Below are 24404 nucleotides of genomic sequence, written 5' to 3' on the forward strand. Positions count from 1 at the left end.
ATGGCCCCCCAGAACGGCAAAGTGAACGGCAAAGTCATCTGTGCGGGTCTTGGCCCCGGCGATCCCGATCTGATGAGCCTGCGGTCCGCCCGCGCCATCGGTGCCGCGCGGCATGTGGCCTATTTCCGCAAGGCCGGCCGCCCCGGTCAGGCGCGGCGGATCGTCGAGGGGATGCTGGCAGCCGATGCCGTCGAATACCCGATGGAATATCCGGTCACGACCGAATTGCCCTTCGACAGCCCGGAATACAACGGCGCGCTGGCCACATTTTATGACGGTTGGGCCGACCGTCTGGCCGCTTTGGCCGCAACCGACGATGTGCTGGTCCTGTGCGAGGGAGACCCGTTCTTCTACGGCAGCTTCATGCATCTGCATTCCCGCCTGCAAGGCCGCGCCCCGGTCGAGGTCATTCCCGGCATCACCGGGATGACAGGTTGCTGGAACGCCACCGATATCCCGATCACCTGGGGCGACGATGTGCTTACGGTCCTGATGGGGACGCTGCCGGAAGATGATCTGGTTCGGCACATGCAGGCCGCCGATGCCTTGGTGATCATGAAGACCGGCCGCAACCTGCCCCGCGTGCGCCGGGCGCTGGAACGGGCCGGACGGCTTGACGCCGCATGGCTGGTTGAACGCGGCACGATGCCCGATCAGCGCGTTGCGCGGCTGGTCGATGTGGATGCCGCCGACTGCCCGTATTTCGCCATCGTCCTTGTCCATGGCCATGGCCGCCGCCCCGAGGTGCCGGAATGACCGGGAAGCTTGTCATCGCAGGCCTTGGCCCCGGTGATGACCGTCTGGTCACGCCCGAGGTGACAGCCGCGCTGGCCGCCGCGACCGATATCGTCGGCTATTTCCCTTATGTAGCCCGTGTCGCGCCGCGTGCAGGGCTGACGCTGCACCCATCGGACAACCGGGTGGAACTGGACCGCGCCCGCGCCGCGCTCGACATGGCGGCAGCGGGCCGTCAGGTGGTGGTGGTCAGCTCTGGCGATCCGGGGGTGTTCGCCATGGCCAGCGCCGTGTTCGAAGCGCTGGAGGGTCGCACGGATTGGCAGGCCCTGGACATTCGCGTTCTGCCCGGCATCACCGCGATGCTGGCGGCGGCGGCGGCGGCGGGCGCACCTTTGGGCCATGATTTCTGCTGCATCAACCTGTCAGACAACCTCAAGCCCTGGGCGGTGATCGAAACCCGCCTGCGCCATGCCGCCAAGGCCGATCTGGCGATGGCTTTCTACAACCCCCGCTCGGCCAGCCGCCCCGAAGGCTTTGCCCGCGCGCTTGACACATTGCGACAGGAATGCGGGCCTGACCGCCTGATCACCTTTGCCCGCGCGGTATCCACCCCCGAGGAACGGTTGCTGACGGTGACCCTTGGCGAAGCCACGCCCGACATGGCCGACATGCGCACCGTGGTGATTGTCGGCAACTCGGCCACCCGCCGCGTCGGGCGCTGGGTCTATTCGCCGCGGAGCGTCGTCGGATGACCCAGCCACGCCATCACAGCCGCCACGCTGCGCGCTGCGGCGCGCATCGGTATTATCGGCCGGTCGATCATCAGAACCGGCAGCCCCAAGGCACGGGCGGCGGCGATCTTGGCAACGGCCCCCTTTCCTCCGGCGTTCTTGGCCACGACAATCTCGATACCGTGGTCCTGCATCAGGGCTGTGTCTGCGGCTACGGTGAACGGCCCGCGCGCCACCACGACATCCGCCTGCGGCAAGGGCAAGGGGCCGGTCGGCGCGTCAACCAGACGCAACAGGTAATGGTGCTGTGGCTGGGCTGCGAAAGCATCGACATGCTGTCTGCCAATGGCAAGGAACACCCTCCGGGGCGGGCCGGCAAGGGCTGCAACCGCAGCCCCAAGGTCGGCGAGATGGGTCCAGCGGTCACCTTCGCTTGCCTGCCATGGCGCGCGTTCCAGAGCGATCAGTGGAACGCCAGCGGCAGCACAAGCGGCAACCGCATTGCGGCTCATTCGCGCGGCGAAGGGGTGGGTCGCGTCGATCACATGGGTGATGGCTTCGGCGGCAAGGTAGTCTTGCAGCTTCGAAATCCCGCCAAAGCCGCCCACCCGCATGTGGATAGGCTGGCCCATCGGGGCTTCGGTGCGCCCGGCATAGGAGTAGACCCCCGAAAGCCCCGCTGCGGCAATGGCCTGGGCCATGAGATTGGCTTCGGTGGTGCCGCCCAGCAGAAGTATGCGTGTCATGAATGATCCCTGGCTCACCATAATCGGTTTGGGCGAAGATGGACCGGCTTCACTGTCGGCTGCAAGTCGCGCTGCGCTGGATCAGGGCGAAGTTGTCTTTGGCGGTCCCCGACATCTGGCGCTTGTCGGCGCCGGGGGGCGGGCTGTGGCCTGGCCGGTGCCGTTTGACGTGGCCCCTGTGCTGGCGCGGCGGGGACGGCCGACCGTCGTCCTCGCTTCGGGTGATCCGTTCTGGTTCGGGGCGGGTGGCAGCCTGATGGCGCATCTGTCGCCCGGCGAATGGGTGTCACACCCTGCACCCTCGACCTTTCAACTGGCCGCGAACCGGCTGGGCTGGCGGCTGGAAGAGGTGCTGTGCCTTGGCCTGCACGCAGCACCCTTTTCCCGGCTGCGCCCGGTTCTGGGCCGGGGCGTGCGCGTGATCTGCACGCTGCGCGACGGCGCGGCAGCGGCGGAACTGGCCGCATGGCTGGCCGCGAACGGCCACCCCAATGCCCGGCTGACCGTGTTGGAACGGCTGGGCGGGCCACGGGAACGGCTGCGCCCGGTTGTCCTGACGGACTCTTTGCAGGACGTATCCGCCCCGGTCTCGGCGGCCATCGAGGCCACCGATCCCGGCCTGCCGGGTGCTTCGGGCCTGCCGGATGGCCTTTTTGAGCATGACGGGCAGATCACCAAGCGTCCGGTCCGCGCTCTGACGCTGTCGGCACTTGCCCCCCGCGCCGGGGAAATCCTGTGGGATATCGGGGCGGGGTCCGGGTCGATCGGGATCGAGTGGTTGCTGGCCCGGGGGGCAGAGGTGCATGCGCTGGAGGCAGACCCGACCCGCGCCGCCCGTGCCAGAGGCAATGTCGAGGTTTTCGGCCTGGCCCACCGCCACCACCTGCACGAGGCCCGCGCGCCGGAGGGGTTTGACCGCCTGCCCCGGCCCGATGCCGTCTTTGTCGGCGGCGGGGCAGGCGAGGCGATACTGGCGCGGCTGTGGGAGGTGATGCCCGACGGGGCGCGGCTGGTCGTGAATGCCGTGACCATCGAGACCGAGGCGCTGGTGCTGGACTGGTCGGCCCGTCATGGCGGGTCGCTTTTGAAGATCGAACTGTCTGAACCTGTTGCCATTGGCCGCAAACGTGGCTGGCGTGCGGCCTTGCCGATTTTGCAATGGAGCGTCACCCGATGATTGTCGCGGGCTTTGGCTTTCGGACCGGAACCAGCCTTGCCGCCTTGCGGGACGCGCTGGCACAGGCGGGGGGCGTGGCGGGTGTGACCCATCTGGCGACACTGGCCACCAAGGCCCCCGACCTTGCGCCGCTTGGTCAGGTGCTGGGCCTGCCCGTCCTTGCCCTGCCGGCGGAGGCGCTGCATGGCCAGCCGACCCTGACCCGGTCAGACCGCGTCAGGGCGCTTTACGGCACCGGTTCGGTTGCCGAAGCCGCCGCCCTTGCCGCCGCTGGTCCGGGGTCAAAGCTGCGCGGGCCACGGGCGGTTTCGGCGGACGGCAGTGCGACTGCGGCGATTGCAGAGGCGCCAAGATGAGGGCGTGGCACCAAGTGGCCGGCGACGTTCAAATTGAGCGCCTTGGCAGGCGCCAGGCCTTTTGTCTCGCCTCTGCGCGGCCAAGGGGCCACGCAACCGGCTCGGGCCTGCGCTCCGCGTGGGGAGTATTTGGGAAAAGAGCAAGCATGAGGGTTCGGGCATGACTGTCCATTTCATCGGGGCCGGGCCGGGGGCCGCGGACCTGTTGACGCTGCGGGGACGCGATCTGATCGCAGCCTCTCCGGTCTGCCTTTACGCGGGTTCGCTGGTGCCGGAGGGGGTGCTGGCGCATTGCCCGCCAGGGGTGCGGCTGGTGAACACCGCGCCGATGTCGCTCGACGAGATCATGGCGGAGATCGTGGCGGCGCATGAAGCTAGGCAGGATGTGGCGCGGCTTCATTCCGGCGATCTGTCGGTCTGGTCGGCGATGGGGGAACAGCTGCGGCGGCTGCGCGCGCTTGGGATCCCTTATGATGTGACGCCCGGGGTGCCGTCTTTCGCGGCGGCGGCGGCGGCGCTGGGGGTGGAACTGACGCTGCCGGGCCTTGCGCAGTCTGTCGTGCTGACTCGGACCGAGGGGCGGGCGACGCAGATGCCGCAACGCGAGACGCTGGGGGCTTTCGGTGCGACCGGGGCGACGCTGGCGCTGCATTTGTCGATCCATCTGATCGACAAGCTGGTCGCCGATCTCACGCCGCATTATGGCGCCGACTGCCCGGTGGCCGTGGTCTGGCGCGCAAGCTGGCCGGATCAGCGCGTGATCCGCGCCACCCTTGCCACGCTGGCCGGTGCCGTTCCGGCTGAGGTGGAGCGCACCGCGCTGATCCTTGTCGGCCCCGCACTGGCGCAGGAGGGGTTTGAGGAAAGCCGCCTTTACGCGGGCGACTATGACCGCCGGTACCGCCCCGTCGGCACCCATCCGCGCTTTCCGGGGACCGGGTCATGATCCCCGGCCTTCTGGTTTCCGCGCCGGCCTCTGGCACGGGCAAGACCACGGTCATGCTCGGGCTTCTTGGCGCCTTGCGGGACAGAGGGCTGAAGGTGCAACCGTTCAAGAACGGGCCGGATTACATTGACCCCGCGTTTCACCGTGCGGCCAGTGGGCGGGAGAGTTTCAACCTTGACAGCTGGGCGATGCCGGGGGCGATGCTGGACGGGATGCTGGCGGCGGCCGCAGGGGCGGACCTGGTGCTGGCCGAAGGCTCGATGGGCCTGTTCGACGGGGTGGCGCTGTCCGGCGCCAGCGGCAACGGGGCCAGCGCGGACCTTGCGGCACGGATGGGCTGGCCGGTGGTTCTGGTGATCGACGCCTCGGGGCAGGCGCAGACGGCGGCGGCGGTGGCGCTTGGCCTGGCGCGGTTCCGGCCCGGCGTGACGGTGGCGGGGGTGATCCTGAACCGGATCGCCAGCCCAAGGCATGAGGCGTTGGTCCGAAAAGGGATGGACGAGGCGGGGATCATGGTCCTTGGCGTTCTGCCCAAGCGGGCGGCGATTGCGATGCCGGAACGCCATCTTGGCCTTGTGCAGGCCGAGGAACAGCCCGCCCTGCAAGCCCTGATCGCCGAAGCCGCGCAACTGATGCGCGATGGCGTGGACCTTGACGCCCTGATCGCTGCCGCCGCCACCAGCGCGACCCCGACCCCCGCCGCAAGGATCACGCCGCCCGGCCAGCGCATTGCCCTTGCCCGGGATGCCGCGTTCAGCTTCGTCTACCCCCACCTTCTGCACGGCTGGCGCGCGGCGGGGGCCGAGGTTCTGCCGTTCTCGCCCCTTGCCGATCAGGCCCCCGACCCCAGCGCCGATGTCTGCTGGCTGCCCGGTGGTTATCCCGAACTGCATGCCGGGGCTTTGGCGGCGGCCAACCGATACCGCGCCGGGCTGCGGGCCTTTGCCGAGACAAAGCCCGTCCACGGCGAATGTGGGGGCTACATGGCGATGGGTGCGGCGCTGATCGACAAGGACGGCGCCCGGCATGACATGGCGGGGCTGCTGGGTCTGGTCACCAGCTATGCCAGCCGGAAGATGCATCTGGGTTACCGGATGGCGCGGCTTTTGCATGCCATCCCCGGCCATGCCACGGGCGCGCAACTGGCGGGGCATGAGTTCCACTATTCCACCATCCTGTCGCAACCCGATGCCCCCTTGGCCGAGGTTGCCGACGCGACCGGTGCGGCCGTGCCGGAAACCGGGTCCACTCGACGGCAGCCCGGCGGTGGGCTATCCACCGGCACCTACTTCCACCTGATCGCAGGCGCAGAATGACCGGCTTTGTCTCTTTCGTTTCTGCCGGACCCGGCGACCCCGACCTTCTTACGGTGAAGGCCGCCAAGGTGATCGGTGCCGCCGATGCCATACTTTATGACGATCTGTCCTCCGGTCCGATCCTTGCGCTTGCCCGGCCCGGCGCTGACCTTGTGGGCGTCGGCAAACGCGCGGGCCGGGCGTCACCAAAGCAGGATCACGTCAGCCGGCTTCTGGTGGATTATGCCCTGACCGGCGCGCATGTGGTGCGGTTGAAGTCCGGCGATTCCGGCATCTTCGGGCGGCTGGAAGAGGAACTGACCGCGCTGCAAGCCGCTGGTATCGCGTGTGAAATCATTCCCGGCGTCACCTCGGCTTCGGCGGCTGCCGCGGCTGCGGGCATCCCGCTGACCCGGCGGACCCATGCCCAAAGGGTGCAGTTCGTCACCGCCGCAGATACCTCGGGCAACCTGCCGCCGGGGCTGAACCTGCCCGCCCTGGCCGACCCCGGTGCGACAACCGTGGTCTTCATGGGCAAGCGCACCTTTCCTGCCCTTGCGGCGGCCCTTGTCGCGCAGGGCCTGTCACCTGACACCCCGGCGCTTCTGGCCGAAAGCGTCTCGACCCCCGATCAGCGCTTGCACCGGTCTACCATCGCGGCACTGGCGCAAACGCTTGCCGAAGATCGCAGCGCCCTGCCCGGCCTGATCATCTATGGCGCGTTGGCGGACAGCCCCACAGACTGACGTCGCAGATTGGCCCTGCCCGGTCGCTTGCCACCTTGACCGGACCGCGACCGAGGCGCAAACAGGCGGGGCAAGGTGTCCCATCATGCGCAAAGCGCCGGGACTGAAACGGGAATGAGGAGCGGGCTTACCTGAGTCAGGAGCCTGTGTCATCAGCCGCCCCCGCGACTGTCAGCGGTGAGCGGGTCTTCAACCAGCCACTGTCCGCAAGGATGGGAAGGCGAAGACCCGCCGCGATCCGCCAGCCAGGAGACCGGCCTTGCATGATCGTGAAAAACCACCGTCGGGTGTGACGGAATGGAGGGACCATGCATATCGAACCAGGCCTCGTTGACGGGGCCAAGATCGTGCTAAGCTACGCAACCGCTGCTGCCGCTGGCGGCACGGCACTTTACCACATTACCAAGGCCACCCGGCAAAGCGGGCTTGCCTCGGTTGCCGCGCGGGCGGTGATTGCCACCGTGGGCGTCTTCATCTTCTTCGAGCTGCTGCCGCACTTTGCCGTGGGCGTCAGCGAGGTGCATTTCATCCTTGGCTCTACCCTGTTCCTGATCCTTGGGGCCGGGCCTGCGGCCATCGGGCTGGCGGCGGGGCTGCTGATCCAGGGGCTGTTCTTCTCGCCCTTCGATCTGCCGCAATACGGAATGAACCTGACCACTCTTCTGGTGCCGCTTTTTGCGCTGCATGCGGTTGCCAAGCGCGTCATCGCGCCCGGCACGGCCTATGTGGATCTTGAATACCGGCAGGTTCTGGCGCTGTCGGCGGTCTATCAGGGCGGGGTCGTCACCTGGGTTGCCTTCTGGGCGGTCTATGGTGCCGGTTTCAGCGCAGAATCGCTGGCGGCCATTGCCACCTTCGGTGCGGCCTACATGGTTGTCGTGCTGATCGAGCCGATTGCCGATCTGGCGGTGCTTGGTCTTGCCAAGGCGCTGAAGGGTCAGGGCTCGCCCTTCGTCACCCCACGGCTTTACGCGGCCTGAACCAAAGCGGCGCGGCCTTGCCAAGGGCCGCGCCTGCCTGCAAAAGACCCAGATGATCACCCTTTCCCTTATCGGTATCGGCACCGGCAACCCGGACCACCTGACCGCGCAAGCCGCAAAGGCGCTGAATCTGGCTGACCTGATTCTCCTGCCCCGCAAGGGCGATGACAAATCCGATCTTGCCGATATCCGCCGCCTGATCCTGTCGCAGGCCCTGTCTGCCCCGGTTCCGGTCGCGGAATATGATGTGCCGAAGCGGGCAGACCAGACCGATTACCTTGGCGCGGTGAATGATTGGCACGATGCCATCGCCCGGGTCTGGCGCGACGCCATCGCCGCGCATCTGCCGCAGGGTGGCAGCGTCGCGCTGATGGTCTGGGGGGATCCCTCGCTTTACGACAGCACCCTGCGCATCGCCGCCCGCCTGCCGGACATTTCGGTCAAGGTGATCCCCGGCATCACCTCGCTTCAGGTGCTGACGGCGGCGCATGCAATTCCGCTGAACACCCTTGCCGCGCCCGTCACCATCACCACAGGCCGCCAGCTACGAGATCACGGCTGGCCCGAGGGGGCGGTGACGCTGGCGGTGATGCTGGACAAGGGCGGGGCGTTCACCAGCATCGACCCGCAAGGCGTGACGATCTGGTGGGGCGCTTATGTCGGCATGCCCGAGGAAACACTGATCCACGGGCCGTTGTCGCAGGTATCGGACGAAATCCTTGCCACCCGCGCAAGGTTGCGGGCTGAACATGGCTGGATCATGGATATCTATCTGCTGCGTCGCGGCATCGATGTCTGACCTGATCGCCCGCGCTCTGCCATCTTACGGGCTGCCGCCCGACACGCCGCTGACCCTGCTGAACCGGTCCGAAAACGAGACCTGGCGCGCGGGTGACCTGATCCTGCGGCTGCACCGGCACGGCTATCACACCAAGGCCGAGATCGCATCGGAACTGGTCTGGCTGACTGCGTTGCAAGACCTGCCGGGCTTGCGCGTGGTTCGGCCAGTGGCAGGCAAGACCGGCCCGGTGACCGAGATTGACGGCCGCTTCATCGTCGGCTTTGCCCCAATCGCCGGGCAGGAATTGCAGCCGGGCGATGACCTTTCCCGCTGGTTCGGTCCCTTGGGCGAAATCACCGCCCGCCTCCATCTGCAAGCGCGCGGCTGGACCCTGCCCCCGGGGTTCACCCGCAAGCGCTGGGATGTGGACACGATCCTTGGGCCGGACCCGCATTGGGGCCATTGGCTACAGGCGCGGGGGCTTGATGAAGCGGGCGGGACGCTTCTGGCCCGCGCGACCGGGGCGCTTGCGGCGAAGCTGACCGCCTATGGCACCGGCCCCGAGGCCTTTGGCCTGATCCACGCCGATCTCAGGCTTGCGAACCTGATGGTCAGCGGTGACACCCTGACCGCCATCGACTTTGACGATTGCGGCTTTGGCTGGTGGGCCTATGACCTTGCCGCCGCGCTGTCGTTCATCGAGACCGATCCGCGCCTGCCCGATCTGATCGCCTGCTGGTGCGAAGGCTACAGCCGCGTCGCCCCGTTGCGTGCCGAAGACCGCGCGATGATCCCCGCGCTGATCTTCCTGCGCCGGGTGCTGCTGACCGCGTGGCTTGCCACCCGCGCCGACAGTGACACCGCCGAGGCACTGGGCGGGCCTGCCTATACTTCAGGCACTCTGGCCTTGGCCGACAGGTTTCTGACCGACGGTCTGGCGGATTTCCGGCCCTGAGCCCACCGCACAGGTCCGCGACGGAAGGTTGCGGTTGAGCCATCTTTGCCCCCTGTGTTAGCCTGATCGCGACACGGCGGCCCCGTGTCTTCGGGCCGCTATCCTGCGTCCCGGCAACGCCAGACCCTCGGTCGTTCCCATGCGCGCCCTTGTCGTCTACTGCCACCCCCGCCCCGACAGTTTCAATGCGGCGGTGCGTGATCTTGTCGTCTCGAAACTTCAGGCCGCCGGCGCCGAGGTCAGGGTGAACGACCTTTACGGCAGGGGGTTCCAACCCGTCCTGACCGGGCCGGAATGGCAGGGCTACCTTGACTGCCCGAAGAACACCACCTGCGTCGCGCAGGACGTCGAGGATGTCCGCTGGTGCGACACGCTGATCTTCGTCTATCCGACCTGGTGGTATGGCCTGCCAGCCATGCTCAAGGGCTGGCTTGACCGGGTCCTGTTGCCGGATGTGGCCTTTCACATGCCAGACGCGCAGCACAAGACCATCCGCCCCGGCCTGCGCCATATCTCGCGGTTGGGGATCTTTACCACCTGTGGCGCAAGCTGGCTGGTGACGCAGGTTGTCGGGGCGCCGGGCAAGCGCACGCTAACGCGCGGGGTCGGGTTTCTATGCCAGCCGGGCAAGCGCACGGCCTTTGCGGCGCATTACCTGATGGACAGTTCGACACCCGCAAGCCGCGCGCGGCATCTGTCACGCATGGCCCGGCAGATTGACAAGCTGATCGGGCGCAAGACCGTGGACCTTCCGGAACGATCCCGGTCGGTGGCTGCGGAATAGCGGACCCAGCCCTTAACCCTTGACGCAATCCGCGATGGTCGTGGCCATGCCTTGCAGCAAGGCCGCATAGGCCCCCGGCCCCGCCTCAAGCGAGGAACCAACCGGGTCAAGCGCGCCGCCAATCCGTGCGCCGGTGCCTTCGGCCATCTGGGTCACGAGCGCCGGGTCGTGCTGGGTTTCAGGGAAAATGCAGAGCACCTCGCCCGCCTCCAGCTTTGCGCGCAACTCCTTCAGGCGTGCCGCCCCGGGTGAGGCCGCATCGCCCAGCGCGATGCTGCCGGCAAAGTTCAGGCCGTAATGCGCGCCGAAATAGCCGTAGGCATCGTGGAAGGTGACAAGAGGTTTGCCCTTGACCGGCTCCAGCATGGCCGAGATATCGCTGTCCAGAGCGTCAAGCCGCTCGGCCGCAGCGATGGCATTGGCGGCATAGGTGGCAGAGTTGTCGGGGTCGAGCCCGGACAGTTCCGCCGCGATCAGGCCCAGCCAATGCTGACCATTCCCGGGGTCAAGCCAAGCATGGGGGTCCAAACCGTCATGTCCATGGTCGTCGTGACCTGCATCGTCGTGACCTGCATCGTCGTGGCCCGCATCTTCATGAGCATGGTCGTCATGGCCAGCCTCGCCATGGCTTTCCGTTTCATCGTCGTGGCCGTGTTCGCCGCTGTCCTCGCCATAGCTGCGCAGCGCGGTCCCCTTGGCATCCAGAAGCCCAAGCGAAGCCGCTCCCGCCGGGCGGTTCTTCATGGCGCTGTCCAACCATGGGGTCAGTTCCGGACCAATCCAGACCACAAGGTCAGACCCGGCCACCGCGCCCGCCTGACTGGGGCGCAACTGGAAGTCATGCCCGTCCGAACCCTTGTCAAGCAACAGTTCCGGCTGTCCAAGATCGCCCATCACCTCGGCCACCAGCGCATGCACCGGGGGAATGTCCGTCACCACTTTCGGCACCTCGGCAAAGGCCGGGGTGCTGGCAATGACCAGAGTTATGATATAACGCATTGGAATTCCCTTTCCTGGATCGGGTCGCTATATGAATGTAATATCATAACAGGTCAAGCCACAAGATGACCCATCAGCACGAACGCTCTGACTGCCCCGGTTGCGCGGCGCCAGAACTGGCTTTTTCCGCGCATGACCACGCCCACTGCGCAGCCGATGCGCTGGCGCGGGCCGAAGCCGTGACCAGCGCCGCAGGCGTTCGGCTGACGCCCGTCCGCCGCCGGGTGCTGGAGATATTGCTCGAAGAACACAGGGCGCTTGGTGCCTATGACGTGCTTGGACGGCTTGCGGCGGAAGGCTTTGGCAACCAGCCCCCCGTCGCCTATCGCGCGCTGGAGTTTCTGGTGGAACAGGGCCTTGCCCACCGCATCCAGCGGCTGAATGCCTTTACCGCCTGCATCCATCCCGGCGAACAGCACGCCCCGGCCTTTCTGATCTGCCGCAACTGTGCCGCCGTGGCCGAGGCCGAGGCTGGCCCGGCGCGCGCCGCCCTTGACGCCGCCGCAGCGCGGGTCGGCTTTACCATAGAACGTTCCACCATCGAGGCGCTTGGCCTTTGCCCCGCCTGCCGCGAGTCAACATCATGAGCCTGATCGCCGCTGACCATATCTGCGTCCGTTTCGACGGCAACGAAGTTCTGCATGACGTCAGCCTGCAAATCGCCCCCGGCGAGATCGTCACCATCCTTGGCCCGAACGGGTCTGGAAAATCCACGTTGCTGCGTGCGCTCTTGGGAATCCTGCCGGTGGCCGAGGGACGAATCCTGCGGCAGGCGGGCTTGCGGATCGGCTATGTCCCGCAGCGGCTGATGATTGACCGGACAATGCCGATCACGGTGCGGCGGTTCCTGTCGCTGCCAGTCCGCGTATCCGACGCCGCCGCCGCCGAAGCCCTGGCGCGGGTCGGGATGGCCGGGCATGGCGCGGAACAGATGACCGCGCTTTCCGGCGGGCAGTTGCAGCGGGTGCTTCTGGCGCGCGCGCTTCTGGGCAACCCCCAGGTGCTGATGCTGGATGAACCCACGCAAGGGCTGGACCAGCCCGGCGAGGCGTCCTTCTACCGCTTGATCGAAGAGGTCCGCCGCGATACCGGGGCTGCGATCCTGATGATCAGCCATGACCTGCATGTGGTTATGGCGGCGAGTGACCGGGTGATCTGCCTGAACGGCCACATCTGCTGCGAAGGCACACCGCGGGTGGTGTCGACCGCGCCGGAATACCGCGCGCTGTTCGGCCTCGGCACCCAAGGTGCGCTGGCGCTTTACCGGCACGAACATGACCACGAACACCGGGCCGATGATGGCCATGCCCATCATCATCACCATTACCACGAGCATGACCATGCTTGATGATTTCCTTGTGCGCGCCGGTCTGGCGGCGGTTGGGCTCAGCCTCGCAACCGGGCCGCTTGGGGCTTTCGTAGTCTGGCGACGAATGGCCTATTTCGGGGATGCCACGGCCCATGCCGCCGTGCTGGGCGTGGCATTGGCACTGGCGACCGATCTGCCGATCGGGCTTGGTACACTGGTCGTGGCGCTGGCCATGGCGGTGACAGTCGCGGGGCTGTCGGCGCGGGGCTGGGCGATGGATACGACGCTTGGCGTCCTCGCCCATTCCGCGCTGGCCTTCGGGCTGGTGGCGGTCAGCTTTTTTCCCACCGTGCGGACGGACCTGTCGGCCTACCTGTTTGGCGACATTCTGGCTGTCAGCCGAGCCGATCTTGTGTTGGTCTGGCTGGGTGCGCTGGCGGTGGTGGCGCTTTTGGTCTGGCGCTGGCAAGCGTTGCTGACCGCCACCGTCAGCGAGGATCTGGCCCATGCCGCCGGCCTGCGCCCGGACCGGGAGCGGCTTGTTCTGGTCATAGCACTTGCGGTCGTAGTGGCGGTGGCGCTGAAGGTGGTGGGGGCGCTGTTGATTGCCGCGATGCTGATCATCCCGGCTGCCACCGCCCGGGGCATTGCCAGGACGCCCGAGGCAATGGCGATTGCCGCCGTCGCCATCGGCGCTGCATCCGGCCTTGGCGGGCTGGGGCTTTCCTTGTGGCAGGACACACCGACCGGGCCATCGATCATCGTCGTTGCTGCGGTTCTGTTCGCGCTCAGCACCCTGCGTGCGCGGGCTTGAAAGCAGGAATGGAAACGGGATCGACCCCCTCGGCCGCAGCGAAAATTTTCCGCCACGTCGCCCGAAGGTTGCCCCAATCTTTCCGTATCCATTGCTGCACACATCTTAACGGAGAGTGTCAATGCTGCGACTGATCGGATTTCTGGCAATGACCGCTATCGGCCTTAGCGGGTTTCTGACGGTGGACTACAGCATGTCGCGGCAAAGGACGCTTGCCGGCGGGGGTGATACGCTGACCATTCAGGATTACCTGGATAGCCTGTCCGACCGGATAGCCAGCATGAGCACATCTTCGGGGACGGCAGGACTTCCCCGCGCGCTTGCAGACATGCTGCCAAGGGCGCCCGAGGGGTGGACGGTGCGACCCGCAAAGGGCGAGGATGTGGAAGGGTTCCAGCCAAGGAACCGTCGTGAAGGCACGCCAGAAGCGCGGAAGCTTGTTACCTCCCTTGGCAGCCCGAAAGCTGCCTATGGGGCGGAAGTGGTTATCCTGACTTATGAAAAGGGTGATCAGCGGGTGGTGGTGAAGGCTGAACGCTATCCTGATGCCATTTTTTCCGAGCGCGACTCCATCGAGCAGCGGCTTGAACTGCAAACCCGGTCGCCGGCCTTTCGGGGGGTGAACTCCATGACTGTGCGCGGGCTGGACGTTACCGAGGATATCTTGCCCGACGGGATGCGCGGGCGGCTGTTCATGGCAGATGTGGGGGGACAGATTCACCTGTCCCTCCTGGCCCCGAAACGGATGAAGGATCGTGATCTTGTGGCCTTTTTCCAGACCCTGCATGTGAAGGCGATGAACGCCTCGGTCGTTCACCGGCAGGACGGGCTTGGTGAAGTGCCTGTGGTCGTGCTGGCCTCGGCGCTGGGAAAGGCCGAGTATGACGCCTATCAGGCCGACCGCGCCGACCGTGCTGCCGAAAGGGCCGCACGCCGTGCGGAAGACAGAGCCGCGGCTGAAGCGAGGGCCGCGGCTGGCGGACAACCCGTCAAAGACGCCGCAGCCGCCAAGGCCCGTGTGGCGGATTGCGAAAAAGGTGCCGGCGGGGTCAAGCGCTGCACCGTTGCGGACTGATCCGCCTTAGAACGCAAGCCCCGAGAAGCGAGACGGTTTCTGCGGCACTCCGGGCAGGACGCACAGCATCTCGTAAAGGATATTCGCCCCGATCAGCGCGGTGTTCCCGGTAGGGTCATAGGGCGGCGACACCTCGACCAGATCGCCACCGATGATGTTGAGCCCGGCACAACCCCGGATGATCTCCAGCGCCTGCCAGATCGTCAGGCCGCCAGGTTCGACCGTCCCGGTTCCGGGGGCAAAGGCGGGGTCAAGGCTGTCGATGTCATAGCTGATGTAGACCTTCGCATCGCCAATCCGGTCGCGGACCTGCGCCATCAGCCCGGTCAGGGACTTGTTCCAGCATTCTTCGGCCTGCACCACCGTCCAGCCCTTGTCGCGCGCCCAGTCGAAATCCTCGGGCGAATAGCCGGTGCCGCGCAACCCGATCTGGAAGACCTTGTCGTTGATCAGGCAGCCATCCTCCCACGCGCGGCGGAACGGGCAGCCGTGGGCGACGGTTTCACCGAACATCGTGTCGTTGATGTCGGCATGCGCGTCGATGTGGATCAGCGCAACCGGCCCATGCCGTTCCTTGATCGCCCGCAGGATCGGCCAGGTGAGGGTATGGTCACCGCCAAGGGTCAGGGGGATGGTCCCGTGGCCCAGCACCTCATGATAATGCGCGGTGATGATGTCGACGGTCTTTTTCAGATCGAAGGTGTTGATCGGCACATCTCCGATATCGGCCACTTGCAGGTGTTCGAACGGTGCCGCGCCGGTGGCCATGTTATAGGGACGCAGCATCCGGGATTCGTCGCGGATCTGCCGGGGTCCAAGCCGGGTGCCGGGGCGATTGGACGTGCCATGGTCCATCGGAATGCCAATGAAGGCCGCATCCAGACCCTTTGCGCCAGAGGCGACTGGCAGGCGCATCATCGTGGCCGGGCCGCCAAACCGGGGCATGTCATTGCCGCCAAGCGGTTGGTTGAAGCTGGTCATCTGCCTTTTCCTTTCAGCCAGTCAGCAATCATCTTGCGGTGTCGTTCGCCCGAATAGCTTGGGAAATGCCCACCATGCACCACCCGCACCGGCAAACGCAGCAACCGTTCCATCGACACGACATATTGCGCCTGTTCAAGGTCGCTGGTCCCCTCGATCAGTTCACCGTCATAGACGATGTCGCCGGAAAAGAGGATGCCGGTTGCCGATTCCCACAAGGCGATCCCGCCCGGCGAATGTCCCGGTGTGTGGATCACCTCAAACCGTCGGTCACCAAGGTCCACGATATCACCGTCCCACAAAAGCCGCGTCGCCGGGGCAGCTTTGACGGCGTAGGTCTCACAGCTGAAGGGTTCGGGCGGCAGCGTGGTGAAGATGTCATCGGTCACATATTTGTCGGCGAAGGTGTTTTCGCGGGTCGGCGCGCGCAGCAGATGCGCCTCGGCCCCGTGGCAGAGGCGGCAGGGAAACTCGTGGTGCAGGCCGATATGGTCAAAATGGGTGTGGCTTACCACTGCCTGCAAGGGCCGTTCGGTCACCAGCGGCACCCGGTCACGCAAGGAGACGACGCCCATGCCGCTGTCGACCAGCATGTCGGTATCCCGCCCCCGCACATGCCAGACATTGCAGCGATAAAACTCGCGGATATGGGGTTCGTCGATATGGGTGACGCCGTCGCCCATCCCGCGCACCCGCCACCAGTCTTCCGGTCTTGCCCTGTTCATCCGTTCAGCACCACATGACTTTCCGCGCCAAGGTCCAGCACCATGCCGACCTCGACCGCCAGAGATTGCGGCAGATGCACCACCAGCCGCAAGTCCGGCGCGGTCAGTGGGGTTACATGCGCCCGGACATGGGTGCCGAAGAAGGCCACATCCTCGACCCTGCACAGGCCTATATGAAGCGACCCTGTGGCGCTGATCGCCTCGGGGCGCAGGCACAGCGTGCCATCATCCACCGGAACCGGGCCAAAAGGCGCGCGCCCCCCGACCACGGGGACAAGGTTGACCTCGCCCATGAAATTGGCGGCAAAGAGGGACTTGGGCTGCAAGTAGACCTGCCGTGGCGGGCCGAAATCTTCCACCCGCCCGCCGTTCATCACCACGATCCGGTCAGCGATTGCCATCGCCTCTTCCTGATCATGGGTGACGTGAACAAAGGTTGTCCCCACCCGGCGCTGAATCGCCTTCAACTCATCCTGCATCTGACGCCGCAGCTTCAGGTCGAGCGCACCCAAGGGTTCATCGAGGAGGAGCACATCCGGTTCCACCGCCAGCGCGCGGGCCAAGGCCACCCGCTGCCGCTGCCCGCCGGAAAGTTCATGCGGGCGACGGTCGCCACGCCCTTCAAGCCCCACAAGCGCCAGCATCGCATCGGCCTTCGCGGCCCGATCCCCCCGGGAAACGCCCCGCATCCGCAAGCCGAAGCCCACGTTGTCACGCAGGCTCATGTGCGGAAACAGGGCATAGTCCTGAAACACGGTCGTCGTGGGCCGATCTTTCGGCGCGACCCCCGCCATATCGCGCCCGCCGATCAGCACTTGGCCCGAGGTCGGCTCGGCAAAGCCGCCGATGATGTTGAGCAAGGTGGTCTTGCCGCAGCCTGATGGCCCCAGCAGCACCACAAACTCCCCCGCGGCAATTTCAAGGCTGACGGCATCCAGCGCCACCGCAGTACCATAGCGCTGAAAGACCGACTGGATGGAAACGGACGCGGTCATTTCGACCTCCGGAAGACAAGGATTTCAAGCAAGATCACCAGCGTCACCGACACAAGGAACACCAGTGACCCGACGGCATTGGTGGCGGGCGACAGGCCCGATCGCAGCATCGACCAGATTTCGACCGGCAGGGTCACGTCGAACCGGGTCAAGAGGAAGGCGATGATGAATTCATCCCAGCTGAAGGTCACCGACAGGAAGAAGGCGGCGGCAAGGGGGGCCGCCAGCATTGGCGCGGACACCAGAGCCAGCACCTTCCATTCCGGCGCGCCAAGATCACGGGCGGCGCGCTCGGCGTTCTTCTGGTGGTCGCCCATCGCGGCATAGGTAATCGCAAAGCACAAAGGCAGGTTGATGACGACATGCCCGATCCCGGCGGCCAGAAGCGACGGGCGGATGCCAATCTGGTTGAACAGGCTTAGCAGACCCAGCGCGATGATCAGGTAGCTGACCGTCATCGGCGCGATCAGCACCCCGCGCAAGAGCGCCGACCCCGGCAAGCGGACGCGGGCAAGCGCATGGGCGGCCAGAAACCCAAGCACCAGTGCGACGGCTGATGAAAGGGCGGCCACCAGCAAGGAATTCACCAAGGCCGCCATCAGCTTGCGGTCGGCCAGAACCTTGGCATACCAGTCAAGGGTGAAGCCCCGCAGCGGCGGCACCGGCAGGCGGCCGTCCTGAAACGAGAACACCACCAGCACCACCACCGGCAGGAACACAAAAGCGTAGGCCAGTGCCAGATATGCCCATGACAGCGCGCGCATCGGTTACACCCGGTCCAGCCGCAGCCAGCGGCTTGCGGCGAAATAGGCCAGCGTCACCACCGCCATCAACACCACCGACAGCGCCGAGGCGAGCGGGAAGTTTCCGCTTCGCCCCAGTTGCAGCATGATCAGCTGTGGCAGGGTCAGTTCGGCATTTCCGCCAAGGATCTGCGGGGTGATATAGTCTCCGATGCACAGCACAAAGGTCAGGAAGGCACCCGTCACCACGCCGGGCAGCGTCAGGGGCAGGATCACATGGGCAAACACCTGCCAGCGGTTCGCGCCAAGGTCTTGCGCGGCGCGGGCGTAATTCGGGGATAGCTGGATCAGGTTGGCGTAGATCGTCAGGGTCAGCAGCATGACAAAGAAATGCACGAAGCCGATCACCGTGGCCGACCGGGTGGCGACAATCTGCAACGGCTCGGCCACGACCCCAAGGCCCAGAAGCGCCTTGTTGACCACCCCATTCTGACCCAGCACCAGAAGCCATGAATAGGACCGAACGACGTAAGAGGTCCAGAACGGCAGCACCGCCAGCAAAAGGGCCAGCCGTTGCCAGCGTGCCGGCACCCGAAACGCGATGATCGCGGCCAGGGGCCAGGCCAGAACCACCGAAACCACCGTGACGACCAGAGTAATCTCAAGGCTGTTGATCAGCGCCTTCAGCATCGTCCAGTCGGTGAAGATGCGGACATAGTTGCCGGGGTCAAAGCCATGCACCACCGTCCGCCCGTCCATTGACGCGAAAGACAAGGCGACCATGGCCAGAAACGGCAGGATGAAGAAGGCCGCCGTCCAGATCAGCGCCGGGGCCAAGAGGCCCCAGCCCAGACGGCGGTCTCGGGCGGCAAGGGTCACTGGTTCAGCATCTCGGTCCAGAGGTCTTGCATGGCGGTATCAAGGGCTGCATCCGGGATCGGGTAAAGCTGCGCACGGGCAAGGAATTCCGGCTGTTCATCCCAACGCAGAACCGCCTTGGCCTCATCACTTAGCGCAGCACCCGCCTTGGCGTTGGCGGGCATCCCCCAGTAGCAGGACGAGGTTGCCAACGCCGCCTGCCCTTCGGGCGAGACGATGTAGTTCACGAATTCAAGCGCAAGGTCGGGCTGGCTGGTTCCCGCCACAACCCCGATCGACTGCGCCCAGCGCAAGGCACCCTGTTTGGGGATCGTCCAGTCAAGGTTGGGGTTCTCTGCCGCCAGCACCGCCGTCAGCCATTCACCACCACCGACAACGATGTCCACCTCACCGGTCGCCAGCGCCGTCTGCGCCGCGACAACCTCGGCCACCTGCTTTGACGCCTTGCGCAACGCCATCAGAGGGTCTTTCAGGGCGGGCAGGGTATCAGCGGTGATATCGGCAGTGTTCACCCCCTGACCAAGCGCCACCAGTCCAAGGACCGGCAGGTAATAGTCATAGATCCCGATCCGCCCGTCATATTTGCCAGAGGTCAGGCTGGCCATATCCGCCATATCTGCGGGATCGACCTTGGTCTTGTCATAAGAAATGGTGTTGTAGCCGAACTTTTCGGTGACGGCGTAGGTCTTGCCGTCAACGGTGTTGTTTTCGGCCATCACCAGTTCAGGAAAGAAATCCGCCGTCGGCAGCTTGTCGGCAGGCAGTTCGGCCAGATGCCCGGCTGCGACCGCACGGGCCACATCCACCGCGTCGATCACCAGCACATCCCAGTCACCCGGGCGCGACTGATCAAGGATCGCCAGACCCGCCGCCGTGCCTTCGTATTCCTTCAGGTTCACCTTCACCCCGAATTTCTGCTCGAACGGCTCGATCAGCGCGGGGTCGGTATGGTCGCACCAGACCAGCGCATTCAACTCCTGCGCAAGGCCGGGCGTGGCCATCAGCAACAGGGCAAGCGAAGTGGCGGGAAGGCGGATGTGGGCCATGGTCATCTCCTGTGTCGGGGTGGGTGCCTTTGGTAGGCGCTTGAGAAAAAGATTGAGTTCGTTCATTTTTGAAGTCAACATCAAATTATGGGCGATTTGGAAACTGCATGACCGGACTGCGCGAAAGACAGAAGGCTGACCGGACCCGGCGCATCCTTGAAGCGGCCTCGCGCCTGTTTCGCGACCAGGGCTATGACCCCGTGCGGATCGAGGATATCGCGGCGGCGGCCGAAGTGTCCGCTGGCACCTGCTACAATTACTTTTCCACCAAGGGCGACCTTCTTCTTGCCATCGTGTCGATGGAGGTGGAAGAAGTGGTCGAGGCGGGCGAGGCTGTGGTCCTGAACCCCCCGCCCGACATAGCCGAGGCACTGGACCGGCTGATCCGGCTTTATTACGACCATTCGCTGCACTACCTGTCAAAGCCGATGTGGCGCACCGCCATGGCCCTGTCCATCGAAGCCCCCGGCACGCCGTTTTCGCAGCGCTACACCGCGCTTGATGGTCTGCTGGCCCAACAGGTCTGTGACCTGATCGCCGCCCTGCAAGCGCGCGGCCACGCCTTGCCGGGAATCGATGCCGACGCCTTGGGTCAGGTGATCTTCAACAGCCTGAACCAGTTGTTCATCGAGTTCGTGAAGGCTGATCAGATGCCGCTTGCCGACCTGCACCGGGTTAGCGCCCGGCAAACCGCCAGCCTAGCTGTCTTGATGCGGGCCTGATCCGGGCAAGTTGACCCGCCAAAGGGTCGCAAACCGCCCACATGTCGTTTTCTGACGCCAAAGGTCGGGTGGACTTGCCCGGTCGGGCCGCCTTCTGGCAGATAGGGGCAAACGTGTTCCGGGAGTCTAGAAAATGAAAACCCATGTCAAAGCCCTTGTCGTCGGTGGCGGCGCGGTCGGCACCGGGATCGCCTACCATCTGGCGAAAGCCGGCTGGGATACCATGCTGGTCGAACGGGATGAGCTGACGGCGGGATCGACCTGGCACGCGGCGGGCCTGCTGCCCTTGTTCAACATGAGCTACGCGACGACCCACATCCACAAATACTCGGTCGATTTCTACAAAGGGCTGGAGGCTGAAACCGGCCTCAACCCCGGCTTTTACGTCGTCGGCAACCTGCGGATGGCGCAGCACGCGCAGCGGATGGACGAATACATGCTCTATTCGTCGGTGGCCGAAACCGCCGGGGTCTACCACGAATTCCTGACCCCCAAGGACATCAAGGACCGCTGGCCCCTGGTGCGCACCGAAGACCTGATCGGCGCGCTTTACCACCCGCAGGATGGCTACATCAATCCGGCCGACGTGACGCAGGCCATGGCCAAGGGCGCGCGGCAGTTCGGCGCCACCTTTGAGCGCAAGGTCCAAGTTGACGGCTACCGCTGGACCGGCAGCGAATGGATCGTGTCCTGCACCCGCATGGTCGAACAAGGCGGCAACCTTGTCGCCTCGGACGACCGTTTCGACATCACCGCTGAACATGTCGTCACCGCCACCGGCAACCACGCCCAACGCACCGCGCGGCTTCTGGGGATCAAGACCCCCGCCGTGGTCGTGGAACACCAGTATATCGTGACCGAACCGGACCCGGCGCTGGTGGAATGGCGCAAGACCAACCCGCAGCACCCGGTCCTGCGCGATGCCGACGCCAAGTGGTATGTCCGCGAGGAACGCGGCGGCTGGATCCTTGGCCCCTATGAGAAGGGCGCCCCGGCCCGCTTCCCCTATGAAGTCCCCGAAAGCTTCCGCGCTGACCTGTTCCCGCTGGATCTGGAACGGATCGAGCAGGAATACATGTCCTTCATCCACCGGATTCCATCGTCGGAAACCGTGGGCCTCAAGGACGATTACAATGGCCCGATCTGCTATACCCCCGACGGCAACCCGCTGGTCGGCCCCGCACCGGGTCTGCGCAACATGTGGCTGGCGGAAGGCTTTTCGTTCGGCATCACCGCCGCAGGTGGTACCGGCCACTACCTCGCCCAGCTGATGACCGAAGGTGAGGCAGAAATCGACATGGCCTCGCTTGACCCCAAGCGCTTCGGCGGCTGGATGACCACCGAATACGCAAGCCGCAAGAACGAGGAATGCTACGACCACGTCTTCATCCTGCACCACCCGGACGAAGAACGCGAAGCGGCCCGCCCCCTGCGCACCGCCCCTGCCTATGACCGCCAGAAAGACCTCGGCGCGCAGATGGGGCAGGTGAACGGCTGGGAGCGCCCGAACTACTATGGCCCCAAGGATGCGCCGGCGAATTTCGATCACGACAGCCGCAGCTTCCGCCGTGGTGCGTGGTGGCCCTTCGCCAAGGCCGAGGCTGAAGCGGTGCGCAACACGGTTGGTATCATCGACGCCAGCGCCTTCACCAAGCATCTGGTGCGCGGCCCCGGTGCGACCGCCTTCCTTGACCACTTCACCTGCAACAAGCTGCCGAACGTGGGCCGGATCAACCTGACCTATGCCCTGACCGACCACGGCACGACCCGCACCGAATACACCATCGTCCGGCTGAAACAGGACGAATACTACCTGATCTCGGCGGGTGCCTGGACGGCCTATGACTATGATTTCCTGCAAAAAGCCGCCGACGACTGGATGGCCGAGGGCAAGGGCCACATCGACATTCACGACATCACCACCCAGTGGGGCGTCTATGCGCTTGCCGGCCCCAACGCCCGCGCGCTGCTGAAGGACATCGTGAAAGACCGCGACCCCGAAACCGTCCTGTCCAACAAGCGCTTCCCCTGGCTGTCCTACCGCGACATCGAACTCGGCATGTGCCCCGTCCGCGCCATCCGCGTCGCCTACACGGGCGAGCTTGGCTGGGAACTGCACTACCCGATCGAATTCGGCCGCTACCTTTGGGATCTTCTGCTGTCCGCAGGCGAAAAGCATGGCCTGACACCCGTCGGCGCCCGGGCGCAGAACTGGCTGCGGCAGGAAAAATCCTACCGCGCCTTCGGCAATGAGCTTGGCCGCGATGCGACACCGCTGGAAGCTGCCCTTGACCGCTTTGTCGATCTGTCCAAGGACTTCCGCGGCAAGGCAAAGATGCTCGAAACCGGCATCCGGTCGAAATGCTGCACCCTTCTGATCGACGGCCCGGCGGACGCCGATCCCTGGGGCAAGGAGGCGCTGCTTCTCAACGGCGAAAAGATTGGCCGTCTCACATCGGGTGGCTATTCGGTGGCCTTCGGCAAACAGATCGGCATGGGCTACGTTCGCCCCGATCTGGCCGAGGTTGGCACGAAACTGAAGGTCAAGATGCTGCTCCAGGAATGGGATGCTGTGGTGGTCGAGGACAGCCCCTTTGACCCCGCAAACGCCCGCATCCGCATCGACGGCTAACCGCCTGTCTTGAAGCTGTAACGGCCCGTCTCCATCTTCCAGCGATGGAGGCGGGGCAAGATGACGCGGCGAGATCGAAGGTTTCTCAGGCAATTTGACGCGATAGAGCGGGCGTTTCCGCCCTTGCGTGGGCCTGTGTCCGTCCTTAGGCGCGAAGGCTGGTGGGTGGTGCGCCTGCCCTTGGCCCTGATCCTGATCGCCGGCGGCTTGCTGTGGTTCCTGCCACTTCTGGGTATCTGGATGCTGCCCGTCGGGCTTTTGCTGCTGGCGGTGGACCTGCCCCGCCTGCGTGGGCCGATCTCGGCGGTGATGATCCGGTCACGGCACCGCATTGGTCGCTGGCGCCAGCGCAGGCAAGCGAGAAAGCGGCATTAAAGCGACCGCCCGGAGATCCAGTCTGCCCAAGCCGCCTTTGACCCGGAAAAGACGTTGATATCGACCTTGCCCGCGATCCCCGGCACAACTCCGGTCGAGGTGTATTGCCAGAAACGCCACGGCGAGCCGGCATAGACCTGACCGGGATGATCGGCCACTGCACGCAGCCAGAATTCCACCCCGGACAACCGCCAAAGCTCGGTATCCTTGTAGAAATCGACGGTGGAATAGATCAGCGGTCGCTGACCGTAGTGTCGCTCCACGATATCAATGAATATCTGCGCCTCTTTGCGGATCGTCTCCCCGTCGCGTCGGATTGTGCAGGTCGGACTGGTCGGCGTCCATTCCATATCAAGAACAGGGGGCAGCGCGCCAGGAGTCCTTGGCACATGCTTGATGAACCAGCGCGCCTGTTCCGCCGCCGGACGGCAGTGGTAGAAGAAGTGATAGGCGCCGCGTCTTACCCCGGCGGCCCCGGCGCCGCGCCAATGGGCCTGAAACATCGGATCCACCAGATCGCCGCCCTCGGTCGCCTTGATGAAGGCGAAGTTCACGCCGTTGGCCCGCGCCGTCGGCCAGTCGACAGACATCTGGAACCGCGACAGGTCGATTCCGTGGACCGCATAGCGGTCGGGAGCGCGGCCCGGCCAGTCGGTTGGATCGTCATCGCTGAAGTTGGACGAGGTTACGGTGACGGTCTGACCGGGATCCCTGACAGGCTCGCGCCCGCCGCCACAGGCGGCCAGAAGCATCCCAGTCACGAACAGTCCCACCAGTCCAAGCCGCATGTCCCGCCCCCGCTTTCGCGGCATGCTGACCGATCGCGCGGCCCTTGTCATCGCCTCGCGGCGGATCACCGGGCCGCGCGGGCAAG

General features: G+C 65.2%; 27 protein-coding genes and 1 riboswitch. Of the genes, 18 read left to right on the top strand and 9 right to left on the bottom strand.

Annotated features, from left to right (window positions below; translation table 11 throughout):
• A complete protein-coding gene (locus QUV21_RS05775; protein ID WP_300853681.1) occupies positions 1–756 on the top strand; it encodes a precorrin-2 C(20)-methyltransferase in 756 nt (251 codons plus the stop codon).
• Complete coding sequence (cobJ, locus tag QUV21_RS05780) at positions 753–1490, top strand: precorrin-3B C(17)-methyltransferase (protein ID WP_300853682.1); 738 nt, start codon at positions 753–755, stop codon at positions 1488–1490. Before QUV21_RS05775 ends, cobJ begins: the two co-directional genes overlap by 4 nt.
• Here cobJ and QUV21_RS05785 read toward each other — a convergent pair.
• Positions 1463–2215 carry a cobalt-precorrin-6A reductase gene (locus QUV21_RS05785; protein WP_300853683.1) on the bottom strand — a complete coding sequence of 251 codons (753 nt, stop codon included), beginning with the start codon at positions 2213–2215 and terminating at the stop codon, positions 1463–1465. The genes cobJ and QUV21_RS05785 overlap by 28 nt on opposite strands.
• On the opposite strand from QUV21_RS05785, the gene cbiE reads away from it, so the two are divergent.
• The 9 genes from cbiE to QUV21_RS05830 all read left to right on the top strand — a co-directional run bounded on the left by cbiE (position 2214) and on the right by QUV21_RS05830 (position 10235).
• Positions 2214–3392 carry a precorrin-6y C5,15-methyltransferase (decarboxylating) subunit CbiE gene (cbiE, locus tag QUV21_RS05790; protein ID WP_300853684.1) on the top strand — a complete coding sequence of 393 codons (1179 nt, stop codon included), beginning with the start codon at positions 2214–2216 and terminating at the stop codon, positions 3390–3392. The genes QUV21_RS05785 and cbiE overlap by 2 nt on opposite strands.
• Positions 3389–3748, top strand: coding sequence for a cobalamin biosynthesis protein (locus tag QUV21_RS05795; RefSeq protein WP_300853852.1), 360 nt, complete (start codon positions 3389–3391; stop codon positions 3746–3748). The genes cbiE and QUV21_RS05795 overlap by 4 nt, the downstream gene beginning before the upstream one ends.
• 160 nt (positions 3749–3908) lie before the next feature.
• Positions 3909–4694 (top strand): precorrin-4 C(11)-methyltransferase, encoded by a 786-nt coding sequence (gene cobM / locus QUV21_RS05800; RefSeq protein ID WP_300853685.1) that lies wholly within the window; start codon positions 3909–3911, stop codon positions 4692–4694.
• Positions 4691–6010, top strand: a complete 1320-nt coding sequence (locus QUV21_RS05805) for a cobyrinate a,c-diamide synthase (protein ID WP_300853686.1) — start codon at positions 4691–4693, stop codon at positions 6008–6010. The genes cobM and QUV21_RS05805 overlap by 4 nt, the downstream gene beginning before the upstream one ends.
• Positions 6007–6735 (top strand): uroporphyrinogen-III C-methyltransferase, encoded by a 729-nt coding sequence (cobA, locus tag QUV21_RS05810; RefSeq protein WP_300853687.1) that lies wholly within the window; start codon positions 6007–6009, stop codon positions 6733–6735. Before QUV21_RS05805 ends, cobA begins: the two co-directional genes overlap by 4 nt.
• Positions 6736–6791: 56 nt before the next feature.
• A riboswitch (cobalamin riboswitch) is annotated at positions 6792–7012 on the top strand.
• Positions 7013–7043: 31 nt separating this feature from the next.
• Positions 7044–7715 (top strand): energy-coupling factor ABC transporter permease, encoded by a 672-nt coding sequence (locus QUV21_RS05815; protein ID WP_300853688.1) that lies wholly within the window; start codon positions 7044–7046, stop codon positions 7713–7715.
• Between the two features lie 52 nt (positions 7716–7767).
• Positions 7768–8514 (top strand): precorrin-6A synthase (deacetylating), encoded by a 747-nt coding sequence (gene cobF / locus QUV21_RS05820; protein WP_300853689.1) that lies wholly within the window; start codon positions 7768–7770, stop codon positions 8512–8514.
• Positions 8507–9451 (top strand): phosphotransferase, encoded by a 945-nt coding sequence (locus QUV21_RS05825; protein ID WP_300853690.1) that lies wholly within the window; start codon positions 8507–8509, stop codon positions 9449–9451. The genes cobF and QUV21_RS05825 overlap by 8 nt, the downstream gene beginning before the upstream one ends.
• 139 nt (positions 9452–9590) lie before the next feature.
• The gene (locus QUV21_RS05830; protein WP_300853691.1) at positions 9591–10235 is read left to right on the top strand and encodes an NAD(P)H-dependent oxidoreductase; all 645 of its coding nucleotides are present in this window, start codon (positions 9591–9593) and stop codon (positions 10233–10235) included.
• 12 nt (positions 10236–10247) lie between these two features.
• Here QUV21_RS05830 and QUV21_RS05835 read toward each other — a convergent pair whose 3' ends face one another.
• Positions 10248–11234, bottom strand: coding sequence for a zinc ABC transporter substrate-binding protein (locus QUV21_RS05835; protein WP_300853692.1), 987 nt, complete (start codon positions 11232–11234; stop codon positions 10248–10250).
• A 65-nt stretch (positions 11235–11299) separates the two neighbouring features.
• Between QUV21_RS05835 and QUV21_RS05840 the strand changes: the two genes are divergently transcribed.
• The 4 genes from QUV21_RS05840 (at position 11300) to QUV21_RS05855 (ending at position 14432) form a co-directional block, all read left to right on the top strand.
• Entirely contained in the window at positions 11300–11821 is a 522-nt protein-coding gene (locus QUV21_RS05840) for a Fur family transcriptional regulator (protein ID WP_300853693.1), read from the top strand.
• On the top strand, positions 11818–12582 hold the full coding sequence (locus QUV21_RS05845) for a metal ABC transporter ATP-binding protein (protein ID WP_300853694.1): 765 nt from the start codon (positions 11818–11820) through the stop codon (positions 12580–12582). The genes QUV21_RS05840 and QUV21_RS05845 overlap by 4 nt, the downstream gene beginning before the upstream one ends.
• Complete coding sequence (locus QUV21_RS05850) at positions 12575–13357, top strand: metal ABC transporter permease (RefSeq protein ID WP_300853853.1); 783 nt, start codon at positions 12575–12577, stop codon at positions 13355–13357. The genes QUV21_RS05845 and QUV21_RS05850 overlap by 8 nt, the downstream gene beginning before the upstream one ends.
• Before the next feature lie 121 nt (positions 13358–13478).
• Entirely contained in the window at positions 13479–14432 is a 954-nt protein-coding gene (locus tag QUV21_RS05855; RefSeq protein WP_300853695.1) for a hypothetical protein, read from the top strand.
• Positions 14433–14438: 6 nt separating this feature from the next.
• On the opposite strand, the gene speB is transcribed toward QUV21_RS05855, so the two are convergent.
• From speB to QUV21_RS05885, 6 genes are read right to left on the bottom strand one after another with little or no spacing between them, the layout of a single operon-like run.
• Complete coding sequence (gene speB, locus QUV21_RS05860; protein ID WP_300853696.1) at positions 14439–15413, bottom strand: agmatinase; 975 nt, start codon at positions 15411–15413, stop codon at positions 14439–14441.
• A complete protein-coding gene (locus QUV21_RS05865; RefSeq protein ID WP_300853697.1) occupies positions 15410–16138 on the bottom strand; it encodes an MBL fold metallo-hydrolase in 729 nt (242 codons plus the stop codon). Before QUV21_RS05865 ends, speB begins: the two co-directional genes overlap by 4 nt.
• Positions 16135–17133 (bottom strand): ABC transporter ATP-binding protein, encoded by a 999-nt coding sequence (locus QUV21_RS17805; protein WP_366907594.1) that lies wholly within the window; start codon positions 17131–17133, stop codon positions 16135–16137. Before QUV21_RS17805 ends, QUV21_RS05865 begins: the two co-directional genes overlap by 4 nt.
• Positions 17130–17897, bottom strand: coding sequence for an ABC transporter permease (locus QUV21_RS05875; RefSeq protein WP_300853698.1), 768 nt, complete (start codon positions 17895–17897; stop codon positions 17130–17132). Before QUV21_RS05875 ends, QUV21_RS17805 begins: the two co-directional genes overlap by 4 nt.
• 3 nt (positions 17898–17900) lie before the next feature.
• Positions 17901–18755 (bottom strand): ABC transporter permease, encoded by an 855-nt coding sequence (locus QUV21_RS05880; RefSeq protein WP_300853699.1) that lies wholly within the window; start codon positions 18753–18755, stop codon positions 17901–17903.
• The gene (locus QUV21_RS05885) at positions 18752–19801 is read right to left on the bottom strand and encodes an extracellular solute-binding protein (RefSeq protein ID WP_300853700.1); all 1050 of its coding nucleotides are present in this window, start codon (positions 19799–19801) and stop codon (positions 18752–18754) included. The genes QUV21_RS05880 and QUV21_RS05885 overlap by 4 nt, the downstream gene beginning before the upstream one ends.
• Before the next feature lie 107 nt (positions 19802–19908).
• Here QUV21_RS05885 and QUV21_RS05890 point away from each other — a divergent pair, with 107 nt between their 5' ends.
• The 3 genes from QUV21_RS05890 (at position 19909) to QUV21_RS05900 (ending at position 23530) form a co-directional block, all read left to right on the top strand.
• Positions 19909–20523, top strand: coding sequence for a TetR/AcrR family transcriptional regulator (locus QUV21_RS05890; RefSeq protein WP_300853701.1), 615 nt, complete (start codon positions 19909–19911; stop codon positions 20521–20523).
• 133 nt (positions 20524–20656) lie between these two features.
• Positions 20657–23155, top strand: a complete 2499-nt coding sequence (locus QUV21_RS05895; RefSeq protein WP_300853702.1) for an FAD-dependent oxidoreductase — start codon at positions 20657–20659, stop codon at positions 23153–23155.
• A 60-nt stretch (positions 23156–23215) separates the two neighbouring features.
• Positions 23216–23530, top strand: a complete 315-nt coding sequence (locus QUV21_RS05900) for a hypothetical protein (protein ID WP_300853703.1) — start codon at positions 23216–23218, stop codon at positions 23528–23530.
• Here QUV21_RS05900 and QUV21_RS05905 read toward each other — a convergent pair.
• Entirely contained in the window at positions 23527–24318 is a 792-nt protein-coding gene (locus QUV21_RS05905) for a GH25 family lysozyme (protein ID WP_300853704.1), read from the bottom strand. The genes QUV21_RS05900 and QUV21_RS05905 overlap by 4 nt on opposite strands.
• Between the last annotated feature and the right edge of the window lie 86 nt (positions 24319–24404).

The sequence above is a fragment of the Tabrizicola sp. genome, from assembly GCF_030373185.1.
In the GTDB taxonomy this organism is placed as follows: Bacteria; Pseudomonadota; Alphaproteobacteria; order Rhodobacterales; family Rhodobacteraceae; genus Tabrizicola.